This is a genomic window from Pseudomonas sp. GW821-FHT07F01, assembly GCF_059418825.1.
On record NZ_JBWKQO010000006.1, the window covers coordinates 593,967 to 620,018 of the forward strand.

The window sequence follows — 26,052 nt, forward strand, 5'->3', positions numbered from 1 at the left end:
CGTTATTGAATGGATGATTCGCACATGGACGTACGCAAGCCTTTTGCCCAATGCATTGCCCTGTCGTTGTCGGGGATCCTGTTTCTCAACCCGATCGTCAGCGTGGCCGCAGGCCTGGCCCTGGACCCGGCCGCGGGGGGCAACGCCACCATCGGCGCGGCCGGCAATGGCGTACCCATCGTCAACATCAACGCCGCCAACGGCGCCGGCTTGTCCCACAACAAGTTCAGCGAATACAACGTCGGCAGCAACGGCCTGATCCTCAATAACGGTACCGGCTCGACCCAGAACACTCAGCTGGGCGGCTACATCATGGGCAACCCCAACCTCAAGGGGCAGGCGGCCCAGGTCATTCTCAACGAAGTCACCGGCAGCAATCGCAGCAAGCTGGCGGGCTATACCGAAGTGGCCGGGCAGTCGGCCCGGGTGATCGTCGCCAACCCCCATGGCATCACCTGCAACGGCTGCGGCTTCATCAACACCCCACGGGCCACCCTGACCACCGGCAAGCCGGTGATCGAAGGGCAGAAACTCGATCGCTTCCAGGTCGATGGCGGCGACATCAGCATCGAAGGCGCCGGCCTCAACGCCAGCAACATCGACCAGTTCGACCTGATCACCCGCAGTACCAAGCTCAATGCCGACCTGTACGCCAAGAAGCTCAACGTCATCACCGGGCGCAACGACGTCAAGGCCGATGACCTGAGCGTCACGGCCCGGGATGCCGACGCCAGCGCCAAGCCGGAATTGGCCATCGACAGCTCGGCCCTGGGCGGCATGTACGCCGGGGCGATCCGCCTGGTGGGCACGGAAAAGGGCGTGGGGGTGAACATGTCCGGGGAAATGGCGGCCAGCACCGGTGATATCCAGATCGACGCCAACGGCAAGGTCACGGTCGCCGGCATGGGCGCCAACCAGGCCATCGCCATCAAGGCCCAGAGCATCGAGCTCAAGGGCAAGGCCTACGCCGGCACCGAGGCGACCCTGCAGGCCGCCGAGCAGATCCAGGTGCAGACCAGCCTGGCGGCCCGGGACCGGGTCCAGGTGGTGGACGCCGCGCAGGTGGTCAACCACGGCATCATCGAAGCCGGAGTCAACACCGACAACAGCCGCAACGATCACGGCGAGGTCAAGCTGACCGCCGGCACCCTGGAGAACCGCGGCAACGTACTGGCCAGCCGCAACCTGGAGCTGACCGCGCGCCAGGCCCTGAACAACCAGAACGGGGTGATTCAGGGGCCCAAGGTCGAGGTCAAGACCGCGCGCCTGGTCAACCAGGGCGCACAGGCCCGGGTGCTGGCACAGCACGAGCTGGTGCTGACCACCCCGGCCATCGCCAACCTGGGCGGCCTGATCCGCTTTGGCGAGCAGCAGGCCGCGACGCTCACTCTGGATAGCCTGAACAACAACGGCGGGCGCCTGGAAGTGGCAGGCGCCGACCTGACCCTCAAGGCCCGCGAAGTGAGCAACCAGAAAGGCTCGATGATTGCCGACCGGGTAGAGATCAGCGCCGGGCGGCTGGACAACCAGCAGGGCCTGATCGGGGCCAGCCAGGGCAGCGCCACCTTCAAGGTCAGCGAGCAGTTGAACAACAACGGTGGCCAGCTCCAGGCCCAGACCCTGCTGGAAACCCAGGGCGCAGAGTTGCTCAACCAGGGCGGCAAGCTGCTGGCCGACCAGATCAAGATCACTGGCACGCGCCTGGACAACAGCCAGAAGGGCCTGGTCAGCGCCGAGAAGGGCGAGTTGCAGGTGAGCCTCGCCCAGGACCTGATCAATGCGGGTGGCAAGCTCCAGGCCACATCGCTGCTCAGCCTCAAGTCCGCCAGCGTGGATAACCGCGCTGGCACCCTGGTTGCTCCGCAGCTGACCCTCACCAGCAGTGGCAAGCTCGATAACCAGGGCGGCACGGTGGATGCCACCGGGCTTGAGCTGCACACCGCGGACATCGACAACCAGGGCGGCCTGCTGCAAGGCAAGGACAACCTGCTGCTGGAAGCCCGGGACCTGGCCAACAACCAGGGCCAGGTGATCGGCAACGTACTGACTGCCAACCTCGACAGCCTCAGCCAGAACCAGGGCGGGGTACTCAGCGCCGAAGCCGGCCAGCTGACCCTGACGGTCAAGCAGCATCTGAACAACGCCCTGGGCCATTTGCAGGCCAAGAACGGCGATGTGCAGATCGGCTCCGGCAGCCTGAACAACCAGGGCGGCGTGGTGGTGGGCAATCAATTGCTGCTGACCAACAACGGCCTTTTGGACAACCGTGGCGGGCAACTGGTGGGCGACCGCCTGAGCCTGAGCACCCAGCGCCTGGACAACCAGGGCGCAGGCCTGCTGGCGGCGGGCAGCGACGGCTTGCTGCTGACCTTGACTGCCGACGGCGCCACCCCGGGGCAGTTGCTCAACAGCCAGGGGCGCCTGCAAAGCGACGGGCATCTGCAAGTCAACGGCGGCCAACTGAACAACAGTGGCGGGGTGATCCTCGGCGAGAGCGTCGGGATCAACGCCGCGGGCCTGGACAACAGCGCCAGGGGCGCAGTGGTGGCCAAGACCGGGGGGCTGCATGTGGCCCTCAACAACGGCGTATTGAACAACAGCGCCGGGGTCATCGACGCCGGTGACCAGGCACTCAAGGTCACCCAACTGGCCCGTCTCGACAACCAGGGCGGCACCCTCAAGGGCAAGCGCCTGGAGGTCGATGGCGGCGCGCTGGACAACCGCCAGGGGCAACTGCTTGCTGGCAGCGATGGCCTGAACCTGGTGGCCGGGGGCCTGAACAACGCCGAAGGGATGATCCTGGCCCAGGGCGGCCATGGTGAAGTCACCCTGGGCCAGGGCAGCCTGGACAACCGTGGCGGCACCCTGCAGGGCGCGACCCTCGCGGTGACGGCCGGGGCTGTGGATAACAGTGCCCTGAACGGCAAGGCCGGCTTGATCAGCAGCCAGGCCGGCAACCTGAAGCTGGTGGTGGACCGCCTCACCAACCAGGCAGGCAAGCTCTACGCCAACGGCCTGCTCAGCACTTCCGGACAGACCCTGGACAACCGCTGGGGCGGCGAAATCAGCGCCCAGCAGTTGGACCTGACCACCGCGGCCAACCTCTACAACCAGGGCGGCCTGGTGGAGTCGGCCGGCTCGCTGCTGCTGGTGGGCGGCAACCTGGACAACAGCGCCGGCGGGCGAATCCGCGCCGTAGGCGGGGAGCAAAGCCGGATCAGCCTGGGCGGCAGCCTGTACAACCAGGGCGGTAGCCTGGCCCTGGGCTCCAACGCCTTCAGCCTGAATGCGGGCAACCTGAACAACGTCGGCGGCAGCATCGAGCACGCTGGCAACGGCCTGTTCAAACTCGACCTGGGCGGGCTCTCGGGCCTCCAGGGGCGCATCACCGGCCTGGGCCGGGGCGACTGGGACATCGGCTGGGTGGACCGCAGCGGGCTGATGCAGCTCAACGGCGCCCTGGACCTGAGCACCGGTGGCGATCTCAACCTCAGTGCCGGCGACCGTATCGCCAGCGCCAGCGGCCTGCGGGTGGGCGCCGCCACCCTGAACAACGCCGGGGAACTGGCCAGTGACGGCTACCTGACCCTGGACCTGGGGGGCAACCTGAACAACAGCGGCCTGCTGTCGTCCCGGGGCAAGCTCACGGTGGGCGCCAGCGACCTCAACCAGAACGGCGGTCGTATCGCCAGCGGCGGCGACACCGAGCTGAACCTGCGCGGCACCCTGGACAACCTGGGCCGGCTGATCGCCAGCCAGAACCTCTACGTGTCGGCGGGGCAGATCAACAACCGCGGCACCCTGGGCGCCCTGGGGCAGATGCAGCTGCGCTCCAGCAACGGCATCACCACCTCGGCCGACACCCTGATCTACAGCGGCGGCGACATGCTCCTGCGGGGCAACGGCCTGGCCAACAGCTACGGCGACATCTACAGCGCCGGCAATCTCAGCTTCGCCGCCCTCGACGGGGGCCGCGCGGCCCTGCTGAGCAACCGCTCCGGAACCATCGAAAGCGAGGGCGACATGAACCTCAACGTGGCGTTGCTGCAAAACGCCATGGACCAGTACCAGGTCGGCGAAACCATCACCCAGCGCAATATCGTGATCAACTGCACCGACTGTTCCGGCGATTACCACACCGCCACTTACATCGTTAACACTACCTACGAAGGCACCATGGGCGAGCACTCCGCTGGCGCCCGCCTGGTGTCCAACCGTGACCTGACCATCAATGCCGATACGGTGGAAAACGACCAGAGCCTGATCGCCGCCAACCGCGATGTCTCCATCACCGCCAACAACCTGTACAACCGGGGCCTGACCCTGAACAAGCGGGTCGAGAGCATCAGCTATTTCCTGCACGGGGTTTCCAAGGGCGCGTTCCGCGCCGCCGAGCGCGCCACCATCGCCTGGAACGCCGCCAACGCCAATCGCGCGCCGGGCCAGCAGGACCCGCTGCCGACCGTGGTGACCCAGTACCCGATCTACGAACCCGCCAGCCACACGGTGATCACCCCGGGTTCCCAGAGCGCCTACGCCTCCACCCTGCAGGCCGGCCAGCGCCTGCACCTGCAGGTCAGCGGCACCCTTGAAAACGGCGTGCAGAGCGAACAGAGCCGCGCCCAGCTCACCGGGCAGACGCTGCAGAACAACCTGGCCCAGGTGGGCGGCCAGGTGATCACGGTCAATGCCCAGAGCTCCGCGGCGGCCAACCAGGTGGCCAAGGATGTGCAACGCATCGAGAAGGTCGGCGCCGACGGCACCACCCAGGTCAGCTTCGTCCCGGTGGATTTCTCCGGCGTGCCGTTCGCCGCCGTGGACCCGACCTCGCTGTCGAGCTTCCGCGTGCCTCAGGGCGAGTACGGCCTGTTCGTCAAGAGCCAGAACCCCCAGGGCCGCTACCTGATCGAGACCAACCCGACCTTCACCGACCTGTCGCGCTTCATGAGCTCGGACTACATGCTCGGCAACCTCAACTACAACACCGATCAGACCTGGCGCCGCCTGGGCGACGGCCTGTACGAGACCCGGCTGATTCGCGACGCGGTGCTGGCCCAGACCGGCCAGCGCTTCCTGGCGGCCGGGCTGACCAGCGACTACGACCAGTACCGCTACCTGATGGACAACGCCATCGCTTCCAAGGACCAGTTGAACCTGAGCATCGGCGTGTCCCTGACCCCGGCCCAGGTGGCCTCGCTGACCCATGACATCGTGTGGATGGAAACCCGCGAAGTGCAGGGTGAGAAAGTGCTGGTGCCGGTGCTCTACCTGGCCCAGGCGGAAACCCGCAACCTGCGCGGTGGCAGCCTGATACAGGGGCGCGACATGACCCTGATCGCCGGCGGCGACCTGACCAACGTCGGTACCCTGCGGGCCAGCAACGACCTGAGCGTGAATGCTGGCGGCAGCCTCTACCAGGGCGGCCTGATCGAGGCCAACGAGCGGGTCAGCCTGATGGCCCAGGACAGCGTGCGCAACGCCCTGGCCGGGGAAATCCGCGGCAACCAGGTCAGCGTCACCTCGATCAAGGGCGACATCATCAACGACCGCACCGCAGTGGCCGTCGGCTACGGCTCGGGCAATCGCACCATCCTCGACCAGGGCAGCCAGATCACCGCGCGCCAGCAGCTGGACCTCAGCGCCGGTCGCGACCTGACCAACCTCGGCCAGCTCGCCAGTGCCGGCGATGCCAAGCTCAGCGCCGGTCGCGACATCGACCTGCTGGCGGTGCAGGACCACACCTTCACCCAGAGCGCGATCCGTCGCGGCCTGGTGACCAACGACACGGTGCAGACCCTGGGCTCCAGCGTGACCACCGGCGGCAACCTGGAACTCAATGCCGGGCGCGACCTGGCGGTGGTAGCGAGCCAGGTCAGCGCCGGCAACGACCTGTCCCTCAATGCCAAGCGCGACATCGTCATCGCTTCGGCCCAGGACGAGCAATCCTCGACCTTCTACCAGAAGAAGAAAGGTTCCTGGGGCAAGAGCAAGACCACCCGCAGCGCCGATTCCTCCACCACCAACGTGGCTTCCGAGATCAGCGCCGGGCACGACCTGATGGTCAACGTCAGCCAGGACAAGGACGGCCGTATCAGCCTCAACGGCGGACGCGACGTCACCGTGGTCGGCAGCCAGCTCAAGGCCGGCAACGACCTGCTGGTGGGCGCTACCCGGGACGTCAGCCTGGTCTCGGCCCAGGAGCAGCAGGACAGCGCCTACAGCCAGAAGAAGAAAGGCAGCTTCGGCCTGAGCAAGAGCGGCAACAGCCGCACCTCCAGCAGCACCACCCAGGTGGGCAGCGAGCTGAGTGCCGGCAATGACGCGGTGGTGATATCCGGGACCAACGTCAACCTTTCGGCCAGTTCCATCGAAGCCAAGCGCGATGCCGAAGTGCGCGCCGGGCTGATCGACAAGAACGGCGACATCAACCTGATGGACGCGGCCAACACCTCCAGCAGCCAGAGCGACAAGTACAAGAGCAAGGTGGGGTTCTCCAGTTCCGGCAGTTTCACTTCGATTGCCTCCTCGAAGAAATCCGGCCAGGAAAACATTCAATCCCAGAGTGTCGGCAGCGTGGTCAGTGGCGGGCGTGACACCACCCTGCAGGCATCTCGTGACGTCAACATGATCGGCAGCACGGCCGCGGCCGAGCGCAACCTGAATGTGGGGGCGGGACGCGACATCAACGTCCTGGCCGGCAGCAACAGCTCGGACCAGAGCAACTGGAAGTCCGAGAAGCATGTGGGGCTGTCCCTGGAGAGCGATCGCAATGGCGTCACCGCGTTCCTGGGCAGCGAAGGCCTCAAGCAGAAATCGCGCAATGCCGAGCAGACCGTGGCGCCGAGCCAGTTGCTGGCCGGGCAGGATGCAACCATCAAGGCCGGACGTGACCTGACCCTGGAAGGCTCGCGAGTGGATGCCGGGCGTGATATCAACCTGCAGGCCGGGCGCGATATCAGCATCGACGCGGGCAAGGAAACCTCGATCGAGGAGCGCAGCAAGAGCCGTGACCGCAATGGCCTGACGGTCAATGTCAGCCACAACTACGGCAACACCATGGACGCCCTCAAGGGCACCGGCAAAGGCGAGGACAACACCAGCAAGGCCTCCAGCGTGCTCAGCACCGTGGATGCGATCAACCAGTTCACCTCGGGCCCGACCACCGCGACCCATTTCGGTACGGCCAGCCAGTCCAGCAGCTCGCGCCAGGAAGTGCACAGCAACAGCCCTGCCAGCCTGGGGGCGGGGCGGGATATCAGCGCCGTGGCCGGCAATGACATCAACATTCGCGGTGGTCAGTTCGACGCCGGGCGCGACATCACCCTGGTGGGCCGTGACATCAATGTGGATGTGGCCCGCGGTTCGGTCTCCGAAGAGAGCAAGACCGCCCGCAGCCAGGGCGGCATCAATGGCCAGAGCGGCGGTGGCAGCGCCCGTGCCGGTATCGGCGGCAGCAACGGTGTGGCCAGCGAGCAGATGAACCAGGGCACCAACACCCCGTCGGTATTCCTCGCCGGGCGTGATGTCAGCCTTGAGGCGCGCAACAACCTGACCCTGATCGGAACCCAGGTCCAGGCCGGGCGCGATATCGACCTGGGCGCCGGTAACGACCTGACCATCCGCGCCGCGCAGAACGATTCCAGCAGCGAGTCCAGCCGCCACAGCGGCGGTGGTGAAGTGGGCCTGGCCGTGGGCGGCAAGGACTTCATCTCGGTCTACGCCAGCGTCGACATGGGCAAGGGCCAGTTGGACCGGGACAACCAGCGGCAGCAGAACGCCAATCTGGTAGCCGGCGACCAGCTGCGCTTCAGCAGTGGCAAGGACACCACCATCGCCGGCGCCACCCTGCGCGGTGGTGAGGTCATCGGCCGGGTTGGCGGTGACCTGACCGTGTCCTCGGTGCCGGATACCGGCAAGGTCAGCGGCAAGGAAATGGATGCCAGTGTCACCGTGAGCATCGGCCTGGGCGGCGGTGGCAGCGTCAGCGGTTCCCTGGGCATGGGCAAGACCACCGGCAAGACCAACTGGGTCCAGGAGCAGACCAGCATCACCGGCAAGAACGGAGTGGACATCCGCACCGAGAAGCACACCCAGCTCGACGGCGCGCTGGTCGCCGCCGACAACGGCAACCTCAAGCTGGACACCGGCACCCTGGGCTTCCGCGATATCTCCGGCCAGGACAAGGAGCACAGCTACTACGTCAATGCGGGCGGCACCTTTGGCTGGGGCGGCGGCGATGGCGCCAAGGCCACCGGCGGCAAGGACGTGGCCTTCACCACGGACAAGAGCCAGGAAGGCAAGGGCAAGACCGGGGCGTCCGGCTGGAGCGTCAGCGGCTATGACTACCGCAAGGAGCGCGAGCAGGAAGTGCGCGCCACAGTGGGCGCGGGCACCATCACCGTGCGCAACGACGCCAAGACTGGCGCCGACTCCACTGCGGGCCTGAACCGCGATGTGTCCCTGGCCTATGAAATCACCAAGGACAAGGAAAAGCGTACCGACCTGTATGTGTCCCAGTCGTCCCTGGAGTCGGTGAACCACCCGATTCAGACCCTGAACCAGTGGAAGGAGGGGATGAAGAACTATGGCAAGAATGCCTCGGGTATCTTCACCCAGTTTGGCGACCTGAGTAAGGCGGCGGACCAGGTGGTGGCCGACAACCCGTCGTTGCTGCCGCTGGCCTGGATTCCCGGGCTCCTGGAAACCGTGCTCGACAAGGCTGGCAAGTACACCGGTGGCATCATGCCCGGCGTCGAGAACCATGGTGGCCTGATCACCCAGGTGCCGGCCTTGATCACGGGTGACATGCGCTTCTACCGGGTTGAGACCAAGTACCAGTACGAGTCCGACGGCAAGACCATCAAGGTGGATCCGTTGTCCGGCAAACCGATGATCGAGAACGTGCAGAAGCTGATGGAGATCGAGCGTCCCGATGGTGATGGTGCAGTGTTCACCAACGGCATCCAGAACTCGCTGATGGCGGCATTGGTCAACGGTGCGATGCAGACCGGCTCCGATTCCTTCATGCAGGCCTACAACCCCGAGCACGGGATTCTCGGCGACTTGGTCGAGTCGCTGTGGGATGTGGCGCTGGGCGGGACGGTACGCTCTGGTAACGCCCAGCAGCTGCACGATTTCTTCCAGGCCGGGATCAAGGATGAGTACAAGCTGGACGTTGCCGGCCACAGCCAGGGCGGTCTGTTGACCTACCGGGCGATTTCCGGCCTGGATTTCAACCTCAATGGCCAGGTCGGGAGCATCCAGTTGTCGGGCGCCCCAGTGGGTTCCAAGAGCTTCTTTGAAGCCGCCGATGCCGCCGGATTCGATATCGGCAACGGCGCCTTCTTCCAGGTCAACCGTCCGGGGTCGAAGACCTTTTTCGGCATGTTGCCGGTCACCGATACCGTGTCGGATCTGCTGGGGCAGAACTTCACGCACTCGTCCGACCCGGTGGCTCGTTTCTTCGGTTCGCTGGCGACCAGCACCTCGTTGACGGGAGTGGATAGCCCGCACTCGAACTACCTGTGTGTTGCCAAGGGCATGTGCGGTGATGCGCCCAATGCGCTGCAGGACCAGTTCAAGAAGAATCCCCGGTACATTGAACCTACGTTCATCGATGCCAATGGCAAGGACACTATCCGCAGATGAGGGGGAGTCCAAGTGTGGTGGTGGGGCTGGCAGTGCTGCTCGGGGGATGCCTGAACCTCCCCGCCAAGCCGCAGGAGCGACGCACCGAGCAGCGCATGTTGTGTAGCGAAGGGGCCAAGCGGGTGACCTTGCCCCAGCGTTTCTCCTTCGACCTGCCTGAACCGTTCCGGCACACAGAATGCGGTACGCTCATGGGCGGTTTCTACTACGACAGAATCAGCGACAGCCTGTCTGTCGCTACCGAGGGGACCTTCGCCTATGGCGATGTCCAGGTATCGGCGTCTTCGCTGTACATGAAGGTCAGCAGTTTTCTCGACGGTGAGGGTTATGGGCTGATGTATCCCCACGACGCCTTTCTCCAGGGCAAGCTGGCTGCATTGGCTTTGCCCGGCAGTGGTGCCAAACCCCGTGAAGTGGATTGGGTCACCCGGGGTGGCTACCAGTGCCTGCGCTTCTATGAGCACTGGCAGGGGGCCGCAGTGGGGCTCTGGGAGGATGAGGTCAGGTATTGGTGCTGGGAAGGGGAAAGCGGCCTGACTCAACCGTTCTATGTACATGCCGGGCAACGTCTGGCTTTGGGCGCCAAGGGTTACGATCTGGATCGGACCTTTATCCTGCCGTTCTTTGCCAGCTTGCAGATCAAGCGTCTGGCACCTTCGGCTCTGGCTCAGGCACAAAACCGGCTCCAGGCTGCTTGTGCCCGCGGCAAGGCTCGTTATGACCGGGGAAGTGCCTGGGGCAGCGACTACCCCGACAAGCGCCTGACCCTGACCCGCCTGCACTACTGCGGCTACGATGTGCCGCTGCCCGATCTCAAGGCGCCTTCACCTTGAACCTTCGGGCCTGCTCTAAGGAGGGTGTTTGCTGACAAGCCCGTTAGCCGACAGTACATAAGGAGATGTTTATGAAAACCTGGGCATGGATTGCGGCGTTGCTGCTCTTGAGTGGTTGTGCTTCTCAACCGCTATCCAAGGATCATGATCAGGTCCTGTCCGAGGTCGCTGATGTGGTGCAGAGGGACGGCGGTGGCTCGGCACAGGGTGAGCACCAGGATTTGCAACAGCTTGTCACGCAGATCAACAGCCATGGGCAGCTTCCCGATCGTCTAGTGATTGTGGCCGGCGGGGGTGTTGAACGCTTCAATGTGCGTGACATGTTCGCCAAGGTTTCCGAAAGCCCCAACGGCAGGTTCCTGATGTTCGGGGCCAACCCGGCACTGGACAAGGCGATTGTCGGCGGCGCACTGAGTGGTCAGCGCTTTCCTCGGGTCTGGCTGTTCTTTGTCGGCGAACCTGGGCAAGAGCAGGAAATGCGCAGCATCGTCGAAGCAGCGGGCATCAGGTATTCGTTTATCAGCAAATACAAAAAGTGAAGGTGTCTGTGAGTATCCGCGGTGCCATGGGGATTGCCCTGGTCTGTGGTTGTCTGGGAGGCATCAGCAGCTGCACGGCGCCCTCTCTGGTCTATGAAAACGCTCGCTTCGACAACCGGCTGCTCTGCCAGGAAGGCGCGAAGCGGGTCACCCTGATGCAGCGCTACTCCTTCGATTTACCAGGGCCTTACCGGCATGCCGAATGCGGAACCGTTACCGGAGGGTTTTATTATGAAAAGGCCAGTGACTCATTGTCTGTGGGAACTTCCGGTTCCTTTTCCTATGGCGACACCCAGGTGACGGCATCCGCGCTCTATATGCGGGTCGACAGCTTTCTCGATGGGCAGGGAGTGGGGCTGCTCTATCCGAAGCAGGCATTTCTTGATGATTTGCTGGCCAGGCAGGCGTTGCCATCCCATACCGGCGTCAAGCCCAGTAGCCTCGACTGGGTGACCCTGCAGGGCTATCAATGCCTGCGTGCATACGAGCGTTGGGAAGGGGCGGCGGTCGGTATTTTTGAGGACAAGGTGAAGTACTGGTGCTGGGAGCAGGAGAGCGGCCTGCAGCAGCCGTTCTATGTGCATGCCGGCCAGCGCCTGCCCTTGGGGAGCAAGGGCTACGACCTGGATAAGGTGTTTATCCAGCCGTTGTTCCAGAGCCTGAAGATCAACCCCTTGCCAGAGCCGGTACTGGCCAAGGCTCGAGCCGGCATTCAAAAGGCGTGTGCCCATCTCAAGTCGCGCTACGACCAGAACCTGAGATGGGGCGATGACTACCCCGACAAGCGCCTGACCCTGACCCGCCTGCACTACTGCGGCTACGATATGCCGCTTCCCGACCTTTCGGCCCCGGCGGCCGGGGCCAAAGCCGACTGAACCTTCGCCTGTCACAACACTCCAGTACCCTGTAAGCCCGCGTCCTCACGGCGCCTGCCACTATTCCTCAGGGGTGAAGGCTGGCAGACTGCCGGTCTTTTCCCCGCTGTCTGTCTTGAGGCTATATGCCAGCGTTTTCACAGCGTCATCTGTTGTTCATCAGTTGGATCATCATTTTCGGTGGCCTGTTGCTGGCCTTGCCCCTGCGCCTGCTACCCAGCCTGCTGGCCGGGTTGCTGGTGTTCGAGCTGGTCAACATGCTCACCCCGCAACTGCAGCGGCTGATCGAAGGCCGGCGTGCGCGCTGGCTGGCGGTGGCCCTGCTGGGCACCCTGGTGGTCAGCCTGCTGACCCTACTGTTCGCCGGGGCCATCAGCTTCCTGTTGCATGAGGCGGAGAACCCGGGTGCCTCGCTGGGCAAGTTCATGGTGGTGGTGGACAAGGCCCGGGGCCAGTTGCCGCCGTTCCTCGATTCCTACCTGCCGGCCAGCGCCGCCGAGTTCCAGGCCGCCATCGGCGCCTGGGCCAGCAAGCACCTGAGCGAGTTGCAACTGGTAGGCAAGGACGCGGCGCACATGTTCGTGACCCTGCTGATCGGCATGGTCCTGGGGGCGATCATTGCCCTGCAGCGGGTCCCCGACCTGACCAAGCGCAAGCCTCTGGCGGCGGCGCTGTTCGACCGTCTGCACCTGCTAGTCCAGGCGTTTCGCAACATCGTCTTCGCCCAGATCAAGATCTCCCTGCTCAACACCTTCTTCACCGGGATCTTCCTGGCGCTGATCCTGCCGCTGTTCGGGGTCAAGCTGCCGCTGACCAAGACCCTGATCGTGCTGACCTTCCTGCTGGGCCTGCTGCCGGTGATCGGCAACCTGATTTCCAACACACTGATCACCATCGTCGGCCTGTCGCTGTCGATCTGGGTGGCGGTGGCGGCGCTGGGCTACCTGATCTTTATCCACAAGCTGGAATACTTCCTCAACGCGCGGATCGTTGGCGGGCAGATCAGTGCCAAGTCCTGGGAGCTGCTGCTGGCGATGCTGGTGTTCGAGGCCGCCTTCGGCCTGCCCGGGGTGGTGGCGGGGCCGATCTATTACGCGTACCTGAAGAGCGAGTTGAAGCTGGCGGGATTGGTGTGAATCTTGTTCGCCGGCCCGCCGGCTCCTACAGAACCTTGTAGGAGCCGGCGGGCCGGCGAAGCTGTTTCAGCCGTAACGCTTCTTGGCCTCGATGGCCAGGCCGCTGCCGATGCTGCCGAAGATATTGCCTTCCACATGCCGGGCATTGGGCAGCATCGCCGCCACGCTCTGGCGCAGCGCCGGAATGCCGCTGGAACCACCGGTGAAGAACACCGTATCGACCTGGCCCACACCGACATTGGCGTCGCTCAGCAACTGGGTGACGCTGGTGCGGATGCGCTCCAGCAAACCGTCGATGGAGGATTCGAACAGGGCCCGGCTCAGGTCCACGCTGAGGTCGCGCTCGATCCGGTCCAGGGCCACCAGGCGGCTCTCTGCGTGGGTCAGCTGGATCTTGGTCTCTTCCACTTCCATGGCCAGCCAGTGCCCGGCGCGCTGTTCGATCAGCTTGAACAGGCGGTCGATGCCGCCGGTGTCCTCGATGTCATAGCGCATGCTGCCCAGGGCCAGCTGGGATTTCTGCGAGTACACCGAGTTGATGGTGTGCCAGGTCGCCAGGTTCATGTGGTGGCTGGTGGGCATGTAGGCGCCGCTCTTCATCCGGCTGCCGTAGCCGAACAGCGGCATCACGCCCTGGAGGCTCAGTTGCTTGTCGAAGTCGGTACCGCCCACGTGCACGCCGCCGGTGGCGAGGATGTCGTCGTGGCGGTTATCGACGCCACGGCGCTCGGGGGACAGGCGCACCAGGGAGAAGTCCGAGGTACCACCGCCGATGTCGACGATCAGCACCAGCTCTTCGCGCTCGATGGTGGATTCGTAGTCGAAGGCCGCGGCGATGGGTTCGTACTGGAAGGACACGTGCTTGAAGCCGATCTTGCGGGCCACTTCCACCAGGGTGTCTTCGGCTTCCTGGTCGGCGGCGGCGTCGTCATCGACGAAGAACACCGGGCGCCCCAGCACCACTTCTTCGAATTCCCGACCAGCGGCGGCTTCGGCGCGGCTTTTCAGCTGGCCGATGAACAGCCCCAAGAGGTCCTTGAACGGCATCGCAGTGCCCAGCACGCTGGTGTCGTGCTTGATCAGCTTGGAACCCAGCAGGCTTTTCAGCGAGCGCATCAGCCGGCCTTCGTAGCCTTCCAGGTATTCGTGCAGCGCCAGGCGGCCGTACACCGGACGGCGTTCCTCGATATTGAAGAACACCACCGAAGGCAGGGTGATCTTGTCGTCCTCCAGGGTGATCAGCGTCTCCTCGCCGGGGCGCAGCCAGCCGACGGTGGAGTTGGAGGTACCGAAGTCAATGCCGCAGGCACGGGCCGGGGTGGCGTTGTTCATGTCTTTGGATCCGGTGAAAAAAACGGCCGCGCAGCGTACGCCAGTCCTCGCGCCTTGCAAAGGCCGACTATCTGCTAAATCACCCCCTGTCGTGCCTTGAAAGACTATCCTTTACCCCCAAACTTGCAGGCATGGGCCGAGCAGCCACCCGGGATCACAAGATCCGCCCGAGGCTGCCGATAAACTTCTGATGCGCCGTTCAGTCAGAGAATTGAGATTGATCAATTCTCATGCTGCCAGACCGAGCATGCTGTGCTGCACGCCGCGCGACTTTGATAACGGATGGTGATTCCCTCGATGGACTTCAAAGACTATTACAAGATTCTCGGCGTGGAGCCGACAGCGGACGACAAGGCGATCAAGGCCGCCTATCGCAAGCTGGCGCGCAAGTACCACCCCGACGTCAGTAAGGAAAAGGATGCCGAGGCCAAGTTCAAGGACGCCTCGGAAGCCTATGAAGCGCTGAAAAGCGCCGACAAGCGCGCCGAGTACGATGACCTGCGCAAGTACGGCCAGCATGGCCAGCCCTTCCAGGGCCCGCCGGGCTGGCAGAGCCGTGGCGGTTTTGGCGGCGGCGAGGACGGTGGCGATTTCTCGGACTTCTTCAGTTCGATCTTTGGTAACCGGGGGCCAGGATTCGGCGGCCCGGAGCAGCGCCGCAGCAGCGGTCGTCGTGGACAGGATGTGGAAATGGAACTGCCGATCTTTCTTGAAGAAACCCTGTCCACCGAGTCGAAGAAGATCAGCTTCCAGGTGCCGCAGTACAACGCCAATGGCCAACACGTCAGCAACACCAGCAAGAGCCTGAACGTGAAGATTCCGGCAGGTGTCACCGACGGCGAGCGCATCCGCCTCAAGGGCCAGGGCGCGCCGGGCGTGGGCGGCGGCGCGAATGGCGACCTGTACCTGACCATTCGCTTCGCGCCGCATCCCAAGTTCGATGTCGAAGGCGAGAACCTGATCATCACCCTGCCACTGGCCCCCTGGGAGCTGGCGCTGGGGACCGAGGTCGCGGTACCGACCCTGACCGGCAAGATCAACCTCAAGGTTCCGGCCGGCAGCCAGAATGGCCAGCGCATGCGCGCCAAGGGCCACGGCCTGCTGAACAAGGCCGGCCAGCGCGGCTACCTGTTCGTGCAACTCAAGGCGGTCATGCCCAAGCAGGCGGGCGACGACGTCAAGGCCTTGTGGCAGGAGCTGGCGAAGAAGGCAGCGTTCGACCCCCGGGAAAATTTCTGATTCGACACTAGGAGGCGCTGATCATGAGCACCCTGATCGTTCAGCTGGACATGGAAGAGTTCTGTGAAGTGGCCGACCTGTCGGCGGCCTACGTGATCGAAATCGTCGAGCACGGCATCCTCGAACCTCAGGGCCGGGCGCCCAAGGACTGGCGCTTCAACGACTATGAGCTGTCCCTGGCCAAGCGCGCGGCGAAGTTGCGCCGCGACCTGGACCTGGAATGGGAAGGCGTGGCCCTGGCCCTGGACCTGCTGGACGAAGTGCGGCAACTGCGCGCCGAGAACCAGATGCTCAAACAGCGCCTGGGCCGCCTGCTGGTGGACTGAGGGTGTGTAGGCCTGTAGCCGCTGCCGAGCGCTAGCGAGGCTGCGACCGGGCGCGCAGCGCCCGTATAAACAGGCGACTGCGGTGTGTCAGGAAAAAGCGCGTTGCGAGGACTGCGTCCTCGTTCGCAGCTTCGCTGGCGCTCAGCAGCGGCTACAAAACGATACAAACGCACCAGCGGTTACAAAGTGCCTCAGGCACTGGCGCGGGAGACGCGCGGCAGGACCACGGTGAAGGTGGTGCCATCGCTGGCGTTGGAGCTGACTTCGATGCTGCCCTGGTGGGCAACCACCACTTCCTTGACGATGAACAGCCCCAGGCCAAGGCTGGTGCTGGGGTTGCCCAGTTCTTCGTCGACGCTGCGCACCAACGGGTCGAACAGGGTGCCCAGGGCCTCCGGGGGGATCGGCGTGCCGTAGTTGTGCACGGTCAACAGCACCTGTTCCGCGCCACCGGTGATGGTCACGGTCACGGTGCGGCGGTTGTTGCCGTGCTGCAGGGCGTTGCCGATCAGGTTCTGCAGCATCTGCTCGATGCGCCCGCGGTCCCAGATGCCATGGCTGTCGCCCTCGAAGCTCATCAGCGGGGTGCAATCGGGCTGCCCGGCGCAGGCTTCGTCCATGGCCGCCTTGGCCGCGCTGGCCAGGTCCATGGGCGCAGGTTCGATAGGCAGGCTGCTGCCCAGGCGGCTGCGCACGAACTCCAGCAGGTCGCTGACCATGGCGCCCATGTGCCGGGTGCCGCTCTTGATACGTGAAACGAAGGCCTGGGCGTCGCCGTCCAGGGCGACTTTGCGTGCCAGCATTTCAGTGGACATGCTCACTGCCTGCAACGGCGCCCGCAGGTCGTGGCCAAGAATTGCCAGGAAGATATCCCGCGAGCGGCTGACCTGTTCGGCATAGGCCGCGGTGGACTCGGCCAGGGCTTCATCAATGGCTTCGTTGAAACGGATCATGTCCTGCAGGTAGGCCAGGTCCGGTGTCTGCAGGCTGGCCACCCACAGGCGGATCACGCAGGCTCGCAGGTGGCGGAATTCCGAGGTCATCTGCACCAGGTCGAACCCCACGTGATGGCGCAGCTCGCCATGGCTGGCGGCCGCGGCATCCAGGCTGGGGGTTTTTTCCGGGCCTTCGCCCTTGGCCTTGGCCCGTTGTTCCCCGGGGCTCTGGGCGGTGCACATATCCCGGGCGGCGGCCAGCAGGATGGAGCGCGCGTGGTCACGCAGGTCCGTGCGGGTCAGGGAGTCCTGGGCGAGGCTCCTGGCAAATTGTTCCCATTCATCAACGATTCGATCAACGTGCTGCACGATAAAATCGGACAGGCGCATAGCCGGGCACCTTACTGGGCAGTGAGTGGAAAACCGAGACGCATCTTAGCGCCTAATCGAACATTTCAGCAGCCACTCTGCCCAGTGGTGGACCGGCCCTAGAACAGGAAGTAGCGCTGGGCCATGGGCAGCACGTCCGCCGGTTCGCACCACAGCAGAACGCCATCAGCCTTGACCTGATAGGTCTGCGGGTCGACTTCGATATCCGGCAGGTAGTCGTTGTGGATCAGGTCGGTTTTCTGCACGTTGCGACAGCCCTTGACCACGGCGATGCGTTTTTTCAGCCCCAACTGCTCCGGCACCCCGGCCTCCAGTGCCGCCTGGCTGATGAAGGTCAGGCTGGTGGCGTGACGGCTGCCGCCGAAGCTGGCGAACATCGGCCGGTAGTGCACCGGCTGCGGGGTCGGGATCGAGGCGTTGGCGTCGCCCATCAGGCTGGCGGCAATGGCCCCGCCCTTGAGGATCAGGGTCGGCTTGACCCCGAAGAACGCCGGGCGCCAGAGCACCAGGTCGGCCCACTTGCCCACTTCGACGGAGCCCACCTCATGGCTGATGCCGTGGGTGATCGCCGGGTTGATGGTGTACTTGGCAATGTAGCGCTTGACCCGGAAGTTGCTGTTGCCCGGGCCATCCCCCGGCAGCGGGCCGCGCTGCTTGTGCATCTTGTCGGCGGTCTGCCAGGTGCGGGTCACCACTTCGCCGACCCGGCCCATGGCCTGGCTGTCGGAGCTGATCATGGAGAAGGCCCCGAGGTCGTGGAGGATGTCCTCGGCGGCAATGGTCTCCCGGCGGATGCGGCTTTCGGCGAAGGCCACGTCCTCGGCGATGCTCGGGTCCAGGTGATGGCAGACCATCAGCATGTCCAGGTGTTCGTCGATGGTGTTGCGGGTGAAGGGCCGGGTCGGGTTGGTGGAGCTGGGCAGCACGTTGGCCAGGCCGCAGGCCTTGATGATGTCCGGGGCATGGCCGCCGCCGGCGCCTTCGGTGTGGTAGGTATGGATGGTGCGGCCCTTGAAGGCGCCCAGGGTGGTTTCGACGAAGCCCGATTCATTGAGGGTGTCGGTGTGGATCGCCACCTGCACGTCGTACTCATCGGCCACGCTCAGGCAGTTGTCGATGCTGGCCGGGGTGCTGCCCCAGTCCTCGTGCAGCTTGAGGCCGATGGCCCCGGCCTTGACCTGTTCGATCAGCGGCTCGGGCAGGCTGGCGTTGCCCTTGCCGGTAAAGCCGATGTTCATGGCGAAGGCGTCCGCCGCCTGGAGCATGCGCGCCATGTGCCAGGGCCCGGAGGTGCAGGTGGTGGCGTTGGTCCCGGTGGCAGGTCCCGTGCCGCCACCGATCATGGTGGTGACGCCGCTCATCAGCGCCTCTTCGATCTGCTGCGGGCAGATGAAGTGGATATGGGTGTCGATGCCGCCGGCGGTGAGGATCATGCCCTCACCGGCGATGACCTCGGTGCTGGCGCCGATGGCGATGTTCACGTCGGGCTGGATATCCGGATTGCCGGCCTTGCCGATGGCGGCGATGCGCCCGTCCTTGAGGCCGACGTCGGCCTTGACGATGCCCCAGTGGTCGATGATCAGGGCGTTGGTGATCAGGGTGTCCACCACCTCGGCGGCCAGCAACTGGCTCTGGCCCATACCATCACGGATCACCTTGCCGCCGCCGAACTTCACTTCTTCACCGTAGGTGGTGAAATCCTTCTCCACTTCGATCCACAGCTCGGTGTCGGCCAGCCGCACCTTGTCGCCCACGGTGGGGCCGAACATGTCGGCGTAGGCTTCACGGGAAATCTTCATCGCAGCTCCTTACAAAAACAGGTCTTGCAGGAGCCGGCTTGCCGGCGAAGGGGCCCGAAAGACCGCAATCGCCGGCAAGCTGGCTCCTACGTGCGTAGGGTCGAGGGATCAGAGGTCGCCCATGATCCGCCCGGCGAAGCCGAATACCCGGCGCTTGCCGGCCAGTTCCACCAGTTCCACTTCCCGGGTCTGGCCCGGTTCGAAGCGCACCGCGGTGCCGGCGGCGATGTTCAGGCGCATGCCGCGGCTGGCGGCACGGTCGAAGGTCAAGGCGTCGTTGGTTTCGAAGAAGTGGTAGTGGGAGCCGACCTGGATTGGCCGGTCGCCGCTGTTGGATACGTTCAGGCGCAGGGTACGGCGCCCGGCGTTGAGTTCGATCTCGCCGGGCTGGATCTGGTATTGGCCAGGAATCATAGGGGTTGTCCCAGGGTCTTGAAGTAGATGGCGGTGGCGGTATAGGTGCCGTCCGGGCTCTGGCAGTAGTTGGGCAGTTCGCCGACCCGGGTATAGCCCAGGGCGCGGTAGAACTCTTCCGCCGCGGAGCCGGCCTCCGTGTCCAGGTACAGCAGCCCGCGCTTGTGCTGGCGGGCGGCCTGTTCCAGGGCATTCATCAACTGCTGGCCCAGGCCGCGGCGGCGGGCGCTGTGCAGGACCTGGAGCTTCTGCACCTCGGCGCGGTTGCGCCCGTTGGCCTTCATGCACAGGGCCAGTTGCACGCTGGCCAGGACTTTCTCGTCGCGTACCACCACCCACAACAGCAGACTGCCGTCCTCGACCCCGGCCTGCACGCTGCTGAGGTAGCTGCGGGCCTGGCTGTCGTCGAGATCGGCCATGAAGCCGATGGACGCACCATGCTGCACCGAGTCCAGCAGCAACTCGATCAGTCCCTGACGGTAATGGGCAAAGCTTTCTCCATGGACAAGGCGCAGTTGGGCGGCGTTCATCGAGATTTCACTCCTTGTGCGGGGCGGGCGGTTGCGCCCCGGGGTTGAGAATCAGCTGCATGAAGGTCAGGTCCAGCCAGCGCCCGAACTTGGTGCCCACCTGAGGCATCTGCCCGGTGCTGATGAACCCCAGGCGCTCATGCAGACGGACCGAGGCGCTGTTGCCGCTCTCGATGGCGGCCACCATCACGTGCTTGCCACAGCCCCGGGCGCGCTCCAGCAGCACCGCCATCAACTGCGGGCCCAGGCCGTTGCCGCGCTGGTCGCTGCGCACATAGACCGAATGTTCCACGGTGTGACGGAAGCCGTCGAAAGGCCGCCAGTCGCCGAAGGAAGCGTAGCCGAGCACCTGCTCCTCGGCGTTGATGATCACCAGGATCGGATAGCCCTGGGCCTGGCGTGCGCTGAACCAGGCCTGGCGGTTGCCCAGGTCTACCGGTTGCTCGTTCCAGATCGCCGTGGTGTTGAGCACGGCGTCGTTGTAGATGTCGCGGATCGCCGGCAGGTCGGCATGCAGGGCATCGCGGATGCGATAGGTCATGGCACGGCCTCAGGTGATGGGTTGGTGAACGGTGACCAGCTTGGTGCCGTCGGGAAAGGTGGCTTCCACCTGGATGTCCGGGATCATCTCCGGGATGCCTTCCATCACCTGCTCGCGGCTGAGCAGGGTGGTGCCGTAGTGCATCAGTTCGGCCACGGTCTGCCCGTCCCGGGCGCCTTCGAGCAGCGCCGCGGAGATATAGGCCATGGTTTCCGGGTAGTTGAGCTTGAGGCCGCGGGCCAGTCGCCGCTCGGCCACCAGGCCGGCGGTGAAGATCAGCAGCTTGTCTTTTTCGCGTGGGGTCAGATCCATCGTGGTCAATCCGTTGTCAGGCAGTAGAAAAAAGTGCAGTGGAAAAGGGCATGCGGGTCAGGTGTTCCAGATTCTGGGTGGCCTGGCTTCGCGGCCCAGCAGCGCCGGGCGCAGCAGGCGCCACAGCTCGATCAGCCAGGCCCGGGCCTGCAGAGCTTCGCTGGCCAGGCAGCGGGCCACCAGCAGGCCCGGCAGTTGGCTCAGGTCGCCGCGTACCGGGTGCGCCAGGGCGCGGCAGCGTTCCAGCAGTTCGCCGTCGATTTCACCGGTCACCAGCAAGGTGGCGAACACCGGCTGGCCATCCAGGCCGATGGGGGAATCCAGCAGGCCGTCGCCACCGCCGATGCGCTGGCGTTCATGCCACAGCGGCCGGCCGTCGCGGTACAGGTCCAGGTGGGCCTGGAAATGGCCCTGCTCGAACCGCTCGCCACTGGCCGGGCGCCCCAGGGCAATGATGTCCCAGTAGAACAGCCGGGCATCGCCCTGCAATTCGATGCGGGTCGTGAGCTCGGCCTGGGCAGCGCTGAAGACGATGGTTTCCTGGGGCAGCCACTCCAGGGTCGCGCCCGGCGCTACCTGCAGGTTCAGGGCCTGGCTGGCCGGGCCGGTGGCGCGATACCACTTGGCCGCCCCGGGGCTGGTCAACTGGGCCCAGGCACCGCTGTCGACCCGGGCGCTGATGGCCAGCCGATCACCGCCGGCAATGCCGCCGGGCGGGTGGACGATGATGTGCTGGCAAACCTCGGGGCCTTCGGCATACAGGTGCTTCTGCACCCGCAGCGGGCCCAGGTGGCGGCGCAGCACCGGGCGCGTGGTGGCACCGCAACGGGCATAGGCCAGCTCCAGTTCGGCGTGCCAGCTGGGAGTGAACAGGGCGGTGGCGGCAGGTAGGTTCATGCTGGGTCGTTATCGTTAGGAGGCTACAGATTAGATCGTAACCAGGCCGCGTACACCCTCGGCCTGCATATTTTCGCCGCGGCCCTGCTGGATGATTTCCCCCCGGGACATCACCAAGTACTGGTCGGCCAGTTCGGCGGCAAAGTCGTAGAACTGCTCCACCAGCAGGATCGCCATGTCGCCCCGGGCCGCGAGCTTGCTGATCACCGCGCCGATCTCCTTGATCACCGAGGGCTGGATGCCTTCGGTGGGCTCATCGAGGATCAGCAGGCGCGGGCGGCTGGCCAGGGCCCGGCCGATGGCCAGTTGTTGCTGCTGGCCGCCGGAGAGGTCGCCACCACGGCGCTGCTTCATCTGCAACAGCACCGGGAACAGTTCGTAGATGAAGGCCGGCACTTCCTTGGCCTGGGAGCCGGGGAAGCGGGACAGGCCCATCAGCAGGTTTTCCTCCACGGTCAGGCGGCCGAAGATTTCCCGGCCCTGGGGCACGTAGGCGATCCCGGCGTGGACGCGCTGATGGGGCTTGTAGCCGGTGATGCTCCGGCCCTCCCAGTTGACCGCGCCTTCCTTGGCCGGCAGCAGGCCCATCAGGCATTTGAGCAGGGTGGTCTTGCCCACGCCGTTGCGCCCCAGCAGGCAGGTGACTTCGCCAATCCGGGCTTCGAAGCTCAGGCCGCGCAGGATGTGGCTACCGCCGTAGTATTGGTGCAGCTTGTCGACTTGGAGCATGGTCGGGTACTCGAATTTTGTGGGGATTGCGGGGTGGTCTTCGCTGGCCAGCCAGCTCCTTCGGGAGGGAGTAGGAGCCGGCTTGGCGGCGAACGGCGGTTGCGCTAACGGCCGAGGTAAACCTCGATCACCCGTTCGTTTTCCTGCACCTGTTCCAGGGAGCCTTCAGCCAGCACGCTGCCCTGGTGCAGCACGGTGACGTGGTCAGCAATCGAGCCGACAAAGCCCATGTCGTGTTCCACCACCATCAGCGAGTGCTTGCCCGCCAGGGTCTTGAACAGCTCGGCGGTAAATTCGGTCTCGGCGTCGGTCATGCCCGCCACCGGTTCGTCCAGCAACAGCAGTTGCGGGTCCTGCATCAGCAGCATGCCGATCTCCAGAAACTGCTTCTGGCCGTGGGACAGCAGGCCCGCCTGGCGTTGAGCCGAAGGGCTCAGGCGAATGGTCTCCAGCACCTGGGCGATGCGGTCCTGCTGTTCTGTGCTCAAGCGTGCCCCGAGGCTGGCCCACACCGACTTGTCGGTCTTCTGCGCCAGCTCCAGGTTCTCGAACACGCTCAGGGCCTCGAACACCGTGGGTTTCTGGAACTTGCGGCCGATCCCGGCCTGGGCGATCTGCACTTCGCTCATCAGGGTCAGGTCCAGGGTTTCGCCGAACCAGGCCTTGCCCCGGGAGGGGCGGGTCTTGCCGGTGATCACGTCCATCAGGGTGGTCTTGCCGGCGCCGTTGGGGCCGATGATGCAGCGCAACTCGCCGACACCGATGTACAGGTTGAGGTCGTTGAGCGCCTTGAAACCATCGAAGCTGACGCTGATGTCTTCCAGGGTCAGGATGGTGCCGTGGCGGGTGTTGAGGCCCTTGCCGGCGGCGTGTCCGAGGCCGATGGCGTCGCGGCTGGTGCCGGCGTCCTTGTTGGTGTCGAGAATGGGTTCGAGCATGAAGTCCGCCGTTGCTGTGACTCTCATTGTTCACCTCGTTTGTTCAGCAGGCCGATCACGCCCTTGGGCAGGTACAGGGTCACGACGATGAACAGCGCACCGAGGAAGAACAGCCAGTATTCGGGAAAGGCCACGGTGAACCAGCTCTTCATGCCGTTGACCACACCGGCCCCCAGCAGCGGGCCGATCAGCGTGCCGCGCCCGCCCAGGGCGACCCACACGGCGGCCTCGATGGAGTTGGTGGGGGACATTTCGCTGGGGTTGATGATGCCCACCTGGGGCACGTACAGGGCCCCGGCCAGGCCGCACAGCACGGCGCTCAGGACCCAGACGAAAAGCTTGAAGCCGCGCGGGTCGTAGCCGCAGAACATCAGGCGGTTCTCGGCATCGCGCAGGGCCGTCAGCACCCGGCCGAACTTGCTCCGGGCCAGGCGCCAGCCCAGGTACAGGCTGCCCACCAGCAGCGCCACCGTGGCCAGGAACAGCACCGCCCGAGTGCCCGGTTCGGTGATGCCGAAGCCCAGGATGCTGCGGAAGTTGGTAAAGCCGTTGTTGCCGCCAAAGCCGGTCTCGTTGCGAAAGAACAGCAGCATCCCGGCGAAGGTCAGGGCCTGGGTCATGATCGAGAAGTACACGCCCTTGATCCGCGAGCGGAAGGCGAAGAAGCCGAACACCAGGGCCAGCAGCCCCGGGGCCAGCACCACCAGGCACAGGGCCCAGAGGAAATGCTCGGTGCCGGCCCAGTACCAGGGCAGTTCGCTCCAGGAAAGGAAGGTCATGAAGGCCGGCAGGCCATCCCCGGCGGCCTGGCGCATCAGGTACATGCCCATGGCGTAGCCGCCCAGGGCGAAGAACAGGCCGTGGCCCAGGGACAGCAGCCCGGCGTAGCCCCAGACCAGGTCCAGGGCCAGGGCGACGATGGCGTAGCAGAGGATCTTGCCCACCAGGGTCAGGGTGTAGGCCGAGACCTGCAGCGGGTTGTCCGCCGGTAGCAGCGACAGCAGCGGCAGGGCCAGCAGCACCAGGAGCAGCAACGCCCCGACGGTGATCGTGACCCTGGGCCCGGCTTTCTGGGTGGCGGTAATGAGCAGTGGTTGATTCATCAGTCGATCACCCGTCCTTTCAGTGCGAAGAGTCCCTGCGGGCGTTTCTGGATAAACAGAATGATCAGCGCAAGGATCAGGATCTTGCCGAGCACGGCGCCGATCTGCGGTTCGAGGATCTTGTTCGCCACCCCCAGGCCGAAGGCCGCCAGCACGCTGCCGGCCAGTTGCCCGACCCCGCCGAGGACCACCACCAGGAACGAGTCGATGATGTAGCTCTGGCCCAGGTCCGGGCCGACGTTGCCGATCTGGCTCAGGGCCACGCCGCCCAGGCCCGCAATGCCCGAGCCGAGGCCGAAGGCGAGCATGTCCACGCGCCCGGTGGGCACGCCGCAGCAGGCGGCCATGTTGCGGTTCTGGGTCACCGCGCGCACGTTCAGGCCCAGGCGGGTCTTGTTCAGCAGCAGCCAGGTGAGCACCACGACAAACAGCGCGAAGGCGATGATCACGATGCGGTTGTAGGGCAGTACCAGGTTGGGCAGCACCTGGATGCCGCCGGACAGCCAGGCCGGGTTCGCCACTTCGACGTTCTGCGCGCCGAACAGCAGGCGCACCAGCTGGATCAGCATCAGGCTGATGCCCCAGGTGGCCAGCAGGGTTTCCAGGGGCCGGCCGTAGAGGTGGCGGATCACCGTGCGCTCCAGGGCCATGCCGATCCCGGCGGTGACGAAAAACGCCACCGGCAGCGCCAGCAGTGGGTAGTACTCGATGGCTTGCGGGGCGTAGCGCTGGAACAGCAACTGCACCACATAGGTGGCGTAGGCGCCGAGCATCAGCATCTCGCCGTGGGCCATGTTGATCACCCCCAGCAGGCCGAAGGTGATGGCCAGCCCCAGGGCCGCCAGCAGCAGGATCGAACCCAGGGACAGGCCGCTGAAGGCCTGGCCCAGCACTTCGCCCACCAGCAGCTTGCGCTTGACCTGGGCCAGGCTGGTTTCGGCCGCGGTGCGTACCGCGGCATCGGCTTCGACCCCGGGTTCGAGCAGGCCTTCGAGGCGGGTACGGGCCAGCGGGTCGCCGGTTTCCCCCAGCAGGCGCACGGCGGCCAGGCGCACCGCCGGGTCGCTGTCCACCAGTTGCAGGTTGGCCAGGGCCAGGCTCAGGGCATCGTGCACGTCCGGGGCTTGCTCGGCGGCCAGTCGGGCATCGAGGAATTTCAGTTGCGCCGGCTTGGCGCTTTTCTGCAGTTGGCGGGCGGCGGCCAGACGGCTGTTGGCGTCGCTGGCGAGCAACTGGTGGCTGGCCAGGGCGCTGTCGATCAGGCCCCGCAGGCGGTTGTTCAGGCGCAGGGTTCTACTTTCGCCGGCGATGTTCAACTGGCCCTGCTGCAGGGCGTTGAGCAGTTCCAGGCGCGCCGGGTCGGGCTGCGCGGCCCAGGTTTCCAGGAGCCGGGCCTGCTCGCCGGAGTTGCCGGCGACGAAGTCTTCGGCATCCCCGGCCTGGGCCGTCCATGGCAGTAACAGCAGGCCGGCGAGGATCAAACGGTAGAGGGCAGTGGGCATATCGGTGTCCTTGAAAGCGCCCGGATAACCTGTA

General features: G+C 65.0%; 19 protein-coding genes. 7 read left to right on the forward strand and 12 right to left on the reverse strand.

The features are described from left to right. Positions 1-9 precede the first annotated feature (9 nt). From AC07R1_RS24485 to AC07R1_RS24505, 5 genes are all read left to right on the forward strand, one after another. Positions 10-9,648, forward strand: a complete 9,639-nt coding sequence (locus AC07R1_RS24485; protein ID WP_495111014.1) for a hemagglutinin repeat-containing protein — start codon at positions 10-12, stop codon at positions 9,646-9,648. Continuing rightward, positions 9,645-10,481, forward strand: a complete 837-nt coding sequence (locus tag AC07R1_RS24490; RefSeq protein WP_174823999.1) for a hypothetical protein — start codon at positions 9,645-9,647, stop codon at positions 10,479-10,481. The genes AC07R1_RS24485 and AC07R1_RS24490 overlap by 4 nt, the downstream gene beginning before the upstream one ends. 71 nt (positions 10,482-10,552) lie before the next feature. Beyond that, entirely contained in the window at positions 10,553-11,020 is a 468-nt protein-coding gene (locus tag AC07R1_RS24495) for a hypothetical protein (protein WP_495111015.1), read from the forward strand. Between the two features lie 26 nt (positions 11,021-11,046). Continuing rightward, complete coding sequence (locus tag AC07R1_RS24500) at positions 11,047-11,895, forward strand: hypothetical protein (protein ID WP_495111016.1); 849 nt, start codon at positions 11,047-11,049, stop codon at positions 11,893-11,895. A gap of 125 nt (positions 11,896-12,020) precedes the next feature. Next, positions 12,021-13,031: an AI-2E family transporter gene (locus AC07R1_RS24505; protein WP_011058994.1), complete on the forward strand. Its 1,011-nt coding sequence runs from the start codon at positions 12,021-12,023 to the stop codon at positions 13,029-13,031. 66 nt (positions 13,032-13,097) lie between these two features. Here AC07R1_RS24505 and AC07R1_RS24510 read toward each other — a convergent pair whose 3' ends face one another. Beyond that, a complete protein-coding gene (locus tag AC07R1_RS24510; protein WP_401335438.1) occupies positions 13,098-14,363 on the reverse strand; it encodes an Hsp70 family protein in 1,266 nt (421 codons plus the stop codon). Positions 14,364-14,660: 297 nt separating this feature from the next. Here AC07R1_RS24510 and AC07R1_RS24515 point away from each other — a divergent pair, with 297 nt between their 5' ends. Both AC07R1_RS24515 and AC07R1_RS24520 read left to right on the forward strand, forming a co-directional pair. Then, positions 14,661-15,602: a DnaJ C-terminal domain-containing protein gene (locus tag AC07R1_RS24515; RefSeq protein WP_011058996.1), complete on the forward strand. Its 942-nt coding sequence runs from the start codon at positions 14,661-14,663 to the stop codon at positions 15,600-15,602. A 23-nt stretch (positions 15,603-15,625) separates the two neighbouring features. Beyond that, positions 15,626-15,928: a chaperone modulator CbpM gene (locus AC07R1_RS24520; RefSeq protein WP_011058997.1), complete on the forward strand. Its 303-nt coding sequence runs from the start codon at positions 15,626-15,628 to the stop codon at positions 15,926-15,928. Between the two features lie 191 nt (positions 15,929-16,119). Here AC07R1_RS24520 and AC07R1_RS24525 read toward each other — a convergent pair whose 3' ends face one another. From AC07R1_RS24525 to urtB, 11 genes are all read right to left on the reverse strand, one after another. Then, on the reverse strand, positions 16,120-17,253 hold the full coding sequence (locus tag AC07R1_RS24525) for a sensor histidine kinase (RefSeq protein WP_011058998.1): 1,134 nt from the start codon (positions 17,251-17,253) through the stop codon (positions 16,120-16,122). 98 nt (positions 17,254-17,351) lie between these two features. Beyond that, entirely contained in the window at positions 17,352-19,052 is a 1,701-nt protein-coding gene (ureC, locus tag AC07R1_RS24530; RefSeq protein WP_011058999.1) for an urease subunit alpha, read from the reverse strand. Between the two features lie 108 nt (positions 19,053-19,160). Next, positions 19,161-19,466 (reverse strand): urease subunit beta, encoded by a 306-nt coding sequence (locus AC07R1_RS24535; RefSeq protein ID WP_011059000.1) that lies wholly within the window; start codon positions 19,464-19,466, stop codon positions 19,161-19,163. Next, positions 19,463-19,996 carry a GNAT family N-acetyltransferase gene (locus AC07R1_RS24540; RefSeq protein WP_011059001.1) on the reverse strand — a complete coding sequence of 178 codons (534 nt, stop codon included), beginning with the start codon at positions 19,994-19,996 and terminating at the stop codon, positions 19,463-19,465. Before AC07R1_RS24540 ends, AC07R1_RS24535 begins: the two co-directional genes overlap by 4 nt. Before the next feature lie 7 nt (positions 19,997-20,003). Continuing rightward, positions 20,004-20,537 carry a GNAT family N-acetyltransferase gene (locus AC07R1_RS24545; RefSeq protein WP_011059002.1) on the reverse strand — a complete coding sequence of 178 codons (534 nt, stop codon included), beginning with the start codon at positions 20,535-20,537 and terminating at the stop codon, positions 20,004-20,006. 9 nt (positions 20,538-20,546) lie between these two features. Continuing rightward, complete coding sequence (gene ureA / locus AC07R1_RS24550) at positions 20,547-20,849, reverse strand: urease subunit gamma (protein WP_401402517.1); 303 nt, start codon at positions 20,847-20,849, stop codon at positions 20,547-20,549. 57 nt (positions 20,850-20,906) lie between these two features. Continuing rightward, on the reverse strand, positions 20,907-21,746 hold the full coding sequence (locus tag AC07R1_RS24555; RefSeq protein ID WP_123397732.1) for an urease accessory protein UreD: 840 nt from the start codon (positions 21,744-21,746) through the stop codon (positions 20,907-20,909). A 30-nt stretch (positions 21,747-21,776) separates the two neighbouring features. Continuing rightward, positions 21,777-22,475, reverse strand: a complete 699-nt coding sequence (gene urtE, locus AC07R1_RS24560) for an urea ABC transporter ATP-binding subunit UrtE (RefSeq protein ID WP_495111017.1) — start codon at positions 22,473-22,475, stop codon at positions 21,777-21,779. Positions 22,476-22,579: 104 nt separating this feature from the next. Then, positions 22,580-23,440 (reverse strand): urea ABC transporter ATP-binding protein UrtD, encoded by an 861-nt coding sequence (gene urtD, locus AC07R1_RS24565; protein WP_011059006.1) that lies wholly within the window; start codon positions 23,438-23,440, stop codon positions 22,580-22,582. Then, positions 23,437-24,516, reverse strand: a complete 1,080-nt coding sequence (urtC, locus tag AC07R1_RS24570) for an urea ABC transporter permease subunit UrtC (protein WP_011059007.1) — start codon at positions 24,514-24,516, stop codon at positions 23,437-23,439. The genes urtD and urtC overlap by 4 nt, the downstream gene beginning before the upstream one ends. Further along, positions 24,516-26,018 carry an urea ABC transporter permease subunit UrtB gene (urtB, locus tag AC07R1_RS24575; protein ID WP_011059008.1) on the reverse strand — a complete coding sequence of 501 codons (1,503 nt, stop codon included), beginning with the start codon at positions 26,016-26,018 and terminating at the stop codon, positions 24,516-24,518. Before urtB ends, urtC begins: the two co-directional genes overlap by 1 nt. Positions 26,019-26,052 lie beyond the last annotated feature (34 nt).

Coding starts and splice junctions, on each gene's coding strand:
- AC07R1_RS24485 (WP_495111014.1), top strand. CDS start 10: ATGGATGATTCGCACATGGACGTACGCAAGCCTTTTGCCCAATGCATT.
- AC07R1_RS24490 (WP_174823999.1), top strand. CDS start 9,645: ATGAGGGGGAGTCCAAGTGTGGTGGTGGGGCTGGCAGTGCTGCTCGGG.
- AC07R1_RS24495 (WP_495111015.1), top strand. CDS start 10,553: ATGAAAACCTGGGCATGGATTGCGGCGTTGCTGCTCTTGAGTGGTTGT.
- AC07R1_RS24500 (WP_495111016.1), top strand. CDS start 11,047: ATGGGGATTGCCCTGGTCTGTGGTTGTCTGGGAGGCATCAGCAGCTGC.
- AC07R1_RS24505 (WP_011058994.1), top strand. CDS start 12,021: ATGCCAGCGTTTTCACAGCGTCATCTGTTGTTCATCAGTTGGATCATC.
- AC07R1_RS24510 (WP_401335438.1), bottom strand. CDS start 14,363: ATGAACAACGCCACCCCGGCCCGTGCCTGCGGCATTGACTTCGGTACC.
- AC07R1_RS24515 (WP_011058996.1), top strand. CDS start 14,661: ATGGACTTCAAAGACTATTACAAGATTCTCGGCGTGGAGCCGACAGCG.
- AC07R1_RS24520 (WP_011058997.1), top strand. CDS start 15,626: ATGAGCACCCTGATCGTTCAGCTGGACATGGAAGAGTTCTGTGAAGTG.
- AC07R1_RS24525 (WP_011058998.1), bottom strand. CDS start 17,253: ATGCGCCTGTCCGATTTTATCGTGCAGCACGTTGATCGAATCGTTGAT.
- ureC (WP_011058999.1), bottom strand. CDS start 19,052: ATGAAGATTTCCCGTGAAGCCTACGCCGACATGTTCGGCCCCACCGTG.
- AC07R1_RS24535 (WP_011059000.1), bottom strand. CDS start 19,466: ATGATTCCTGGCCAATACCAGATCCAGCCCGGCGAGATCGAACTCAAC.
- AC07R1_RS24540 (WP_011059001.1), bottom strand. CDS start 19,996: ATGAACGCCGCCCAACTGCGCCTTGTCCATGGAGAAAGCTTTGCCCAT.
- AC07R1_RS24545 (WP_011059002.1), bottom strand. CDS start 20,537: ATGACCTATCGCATCCGCGATGCCCTGCATGCCGACCTGCCGGCGATC.
- ureA (WP_401402517.1), bottom strand. CDS start 20,849: ATGGATCTGACCCCACGCGAAAAAGACAAGCTGCTGATCTTCACCGCC.
- AC07R1_RS24555 (WP_123397732.1), bottom strand. CDS start 21,746: ATGAACCTACCTGCCGCCACCGCCCTGTTCACTCCCAGCTGGCACGCC.
- urtE (WP_495111017.1), bottom strand. CDS start 22,475: ATGCTCCAAGTCGACAAGCTGCACCAATACTACGGCGGTAGCCACATC.
- urtD (WP_011059006.1), bottom strand. CDS start 23,440: ATGAGAGTCACAGCAACGGCGGACTTCATGCTCGAACCCATTCTCGAC.
- urtC (WP_011059007.1), bottom strand. CDS start 24,516: ATGAATCAACCACTGCTCATTACCGCCACCCAGAAAGCCGGGCCCAGG.
- urtB (WP_011059008.1), bottom strand. CDS start 26,018: ATGCCCACTGCCCTCTACCGTTTGATCCTCGCCGGCCTGCTGTTACTG.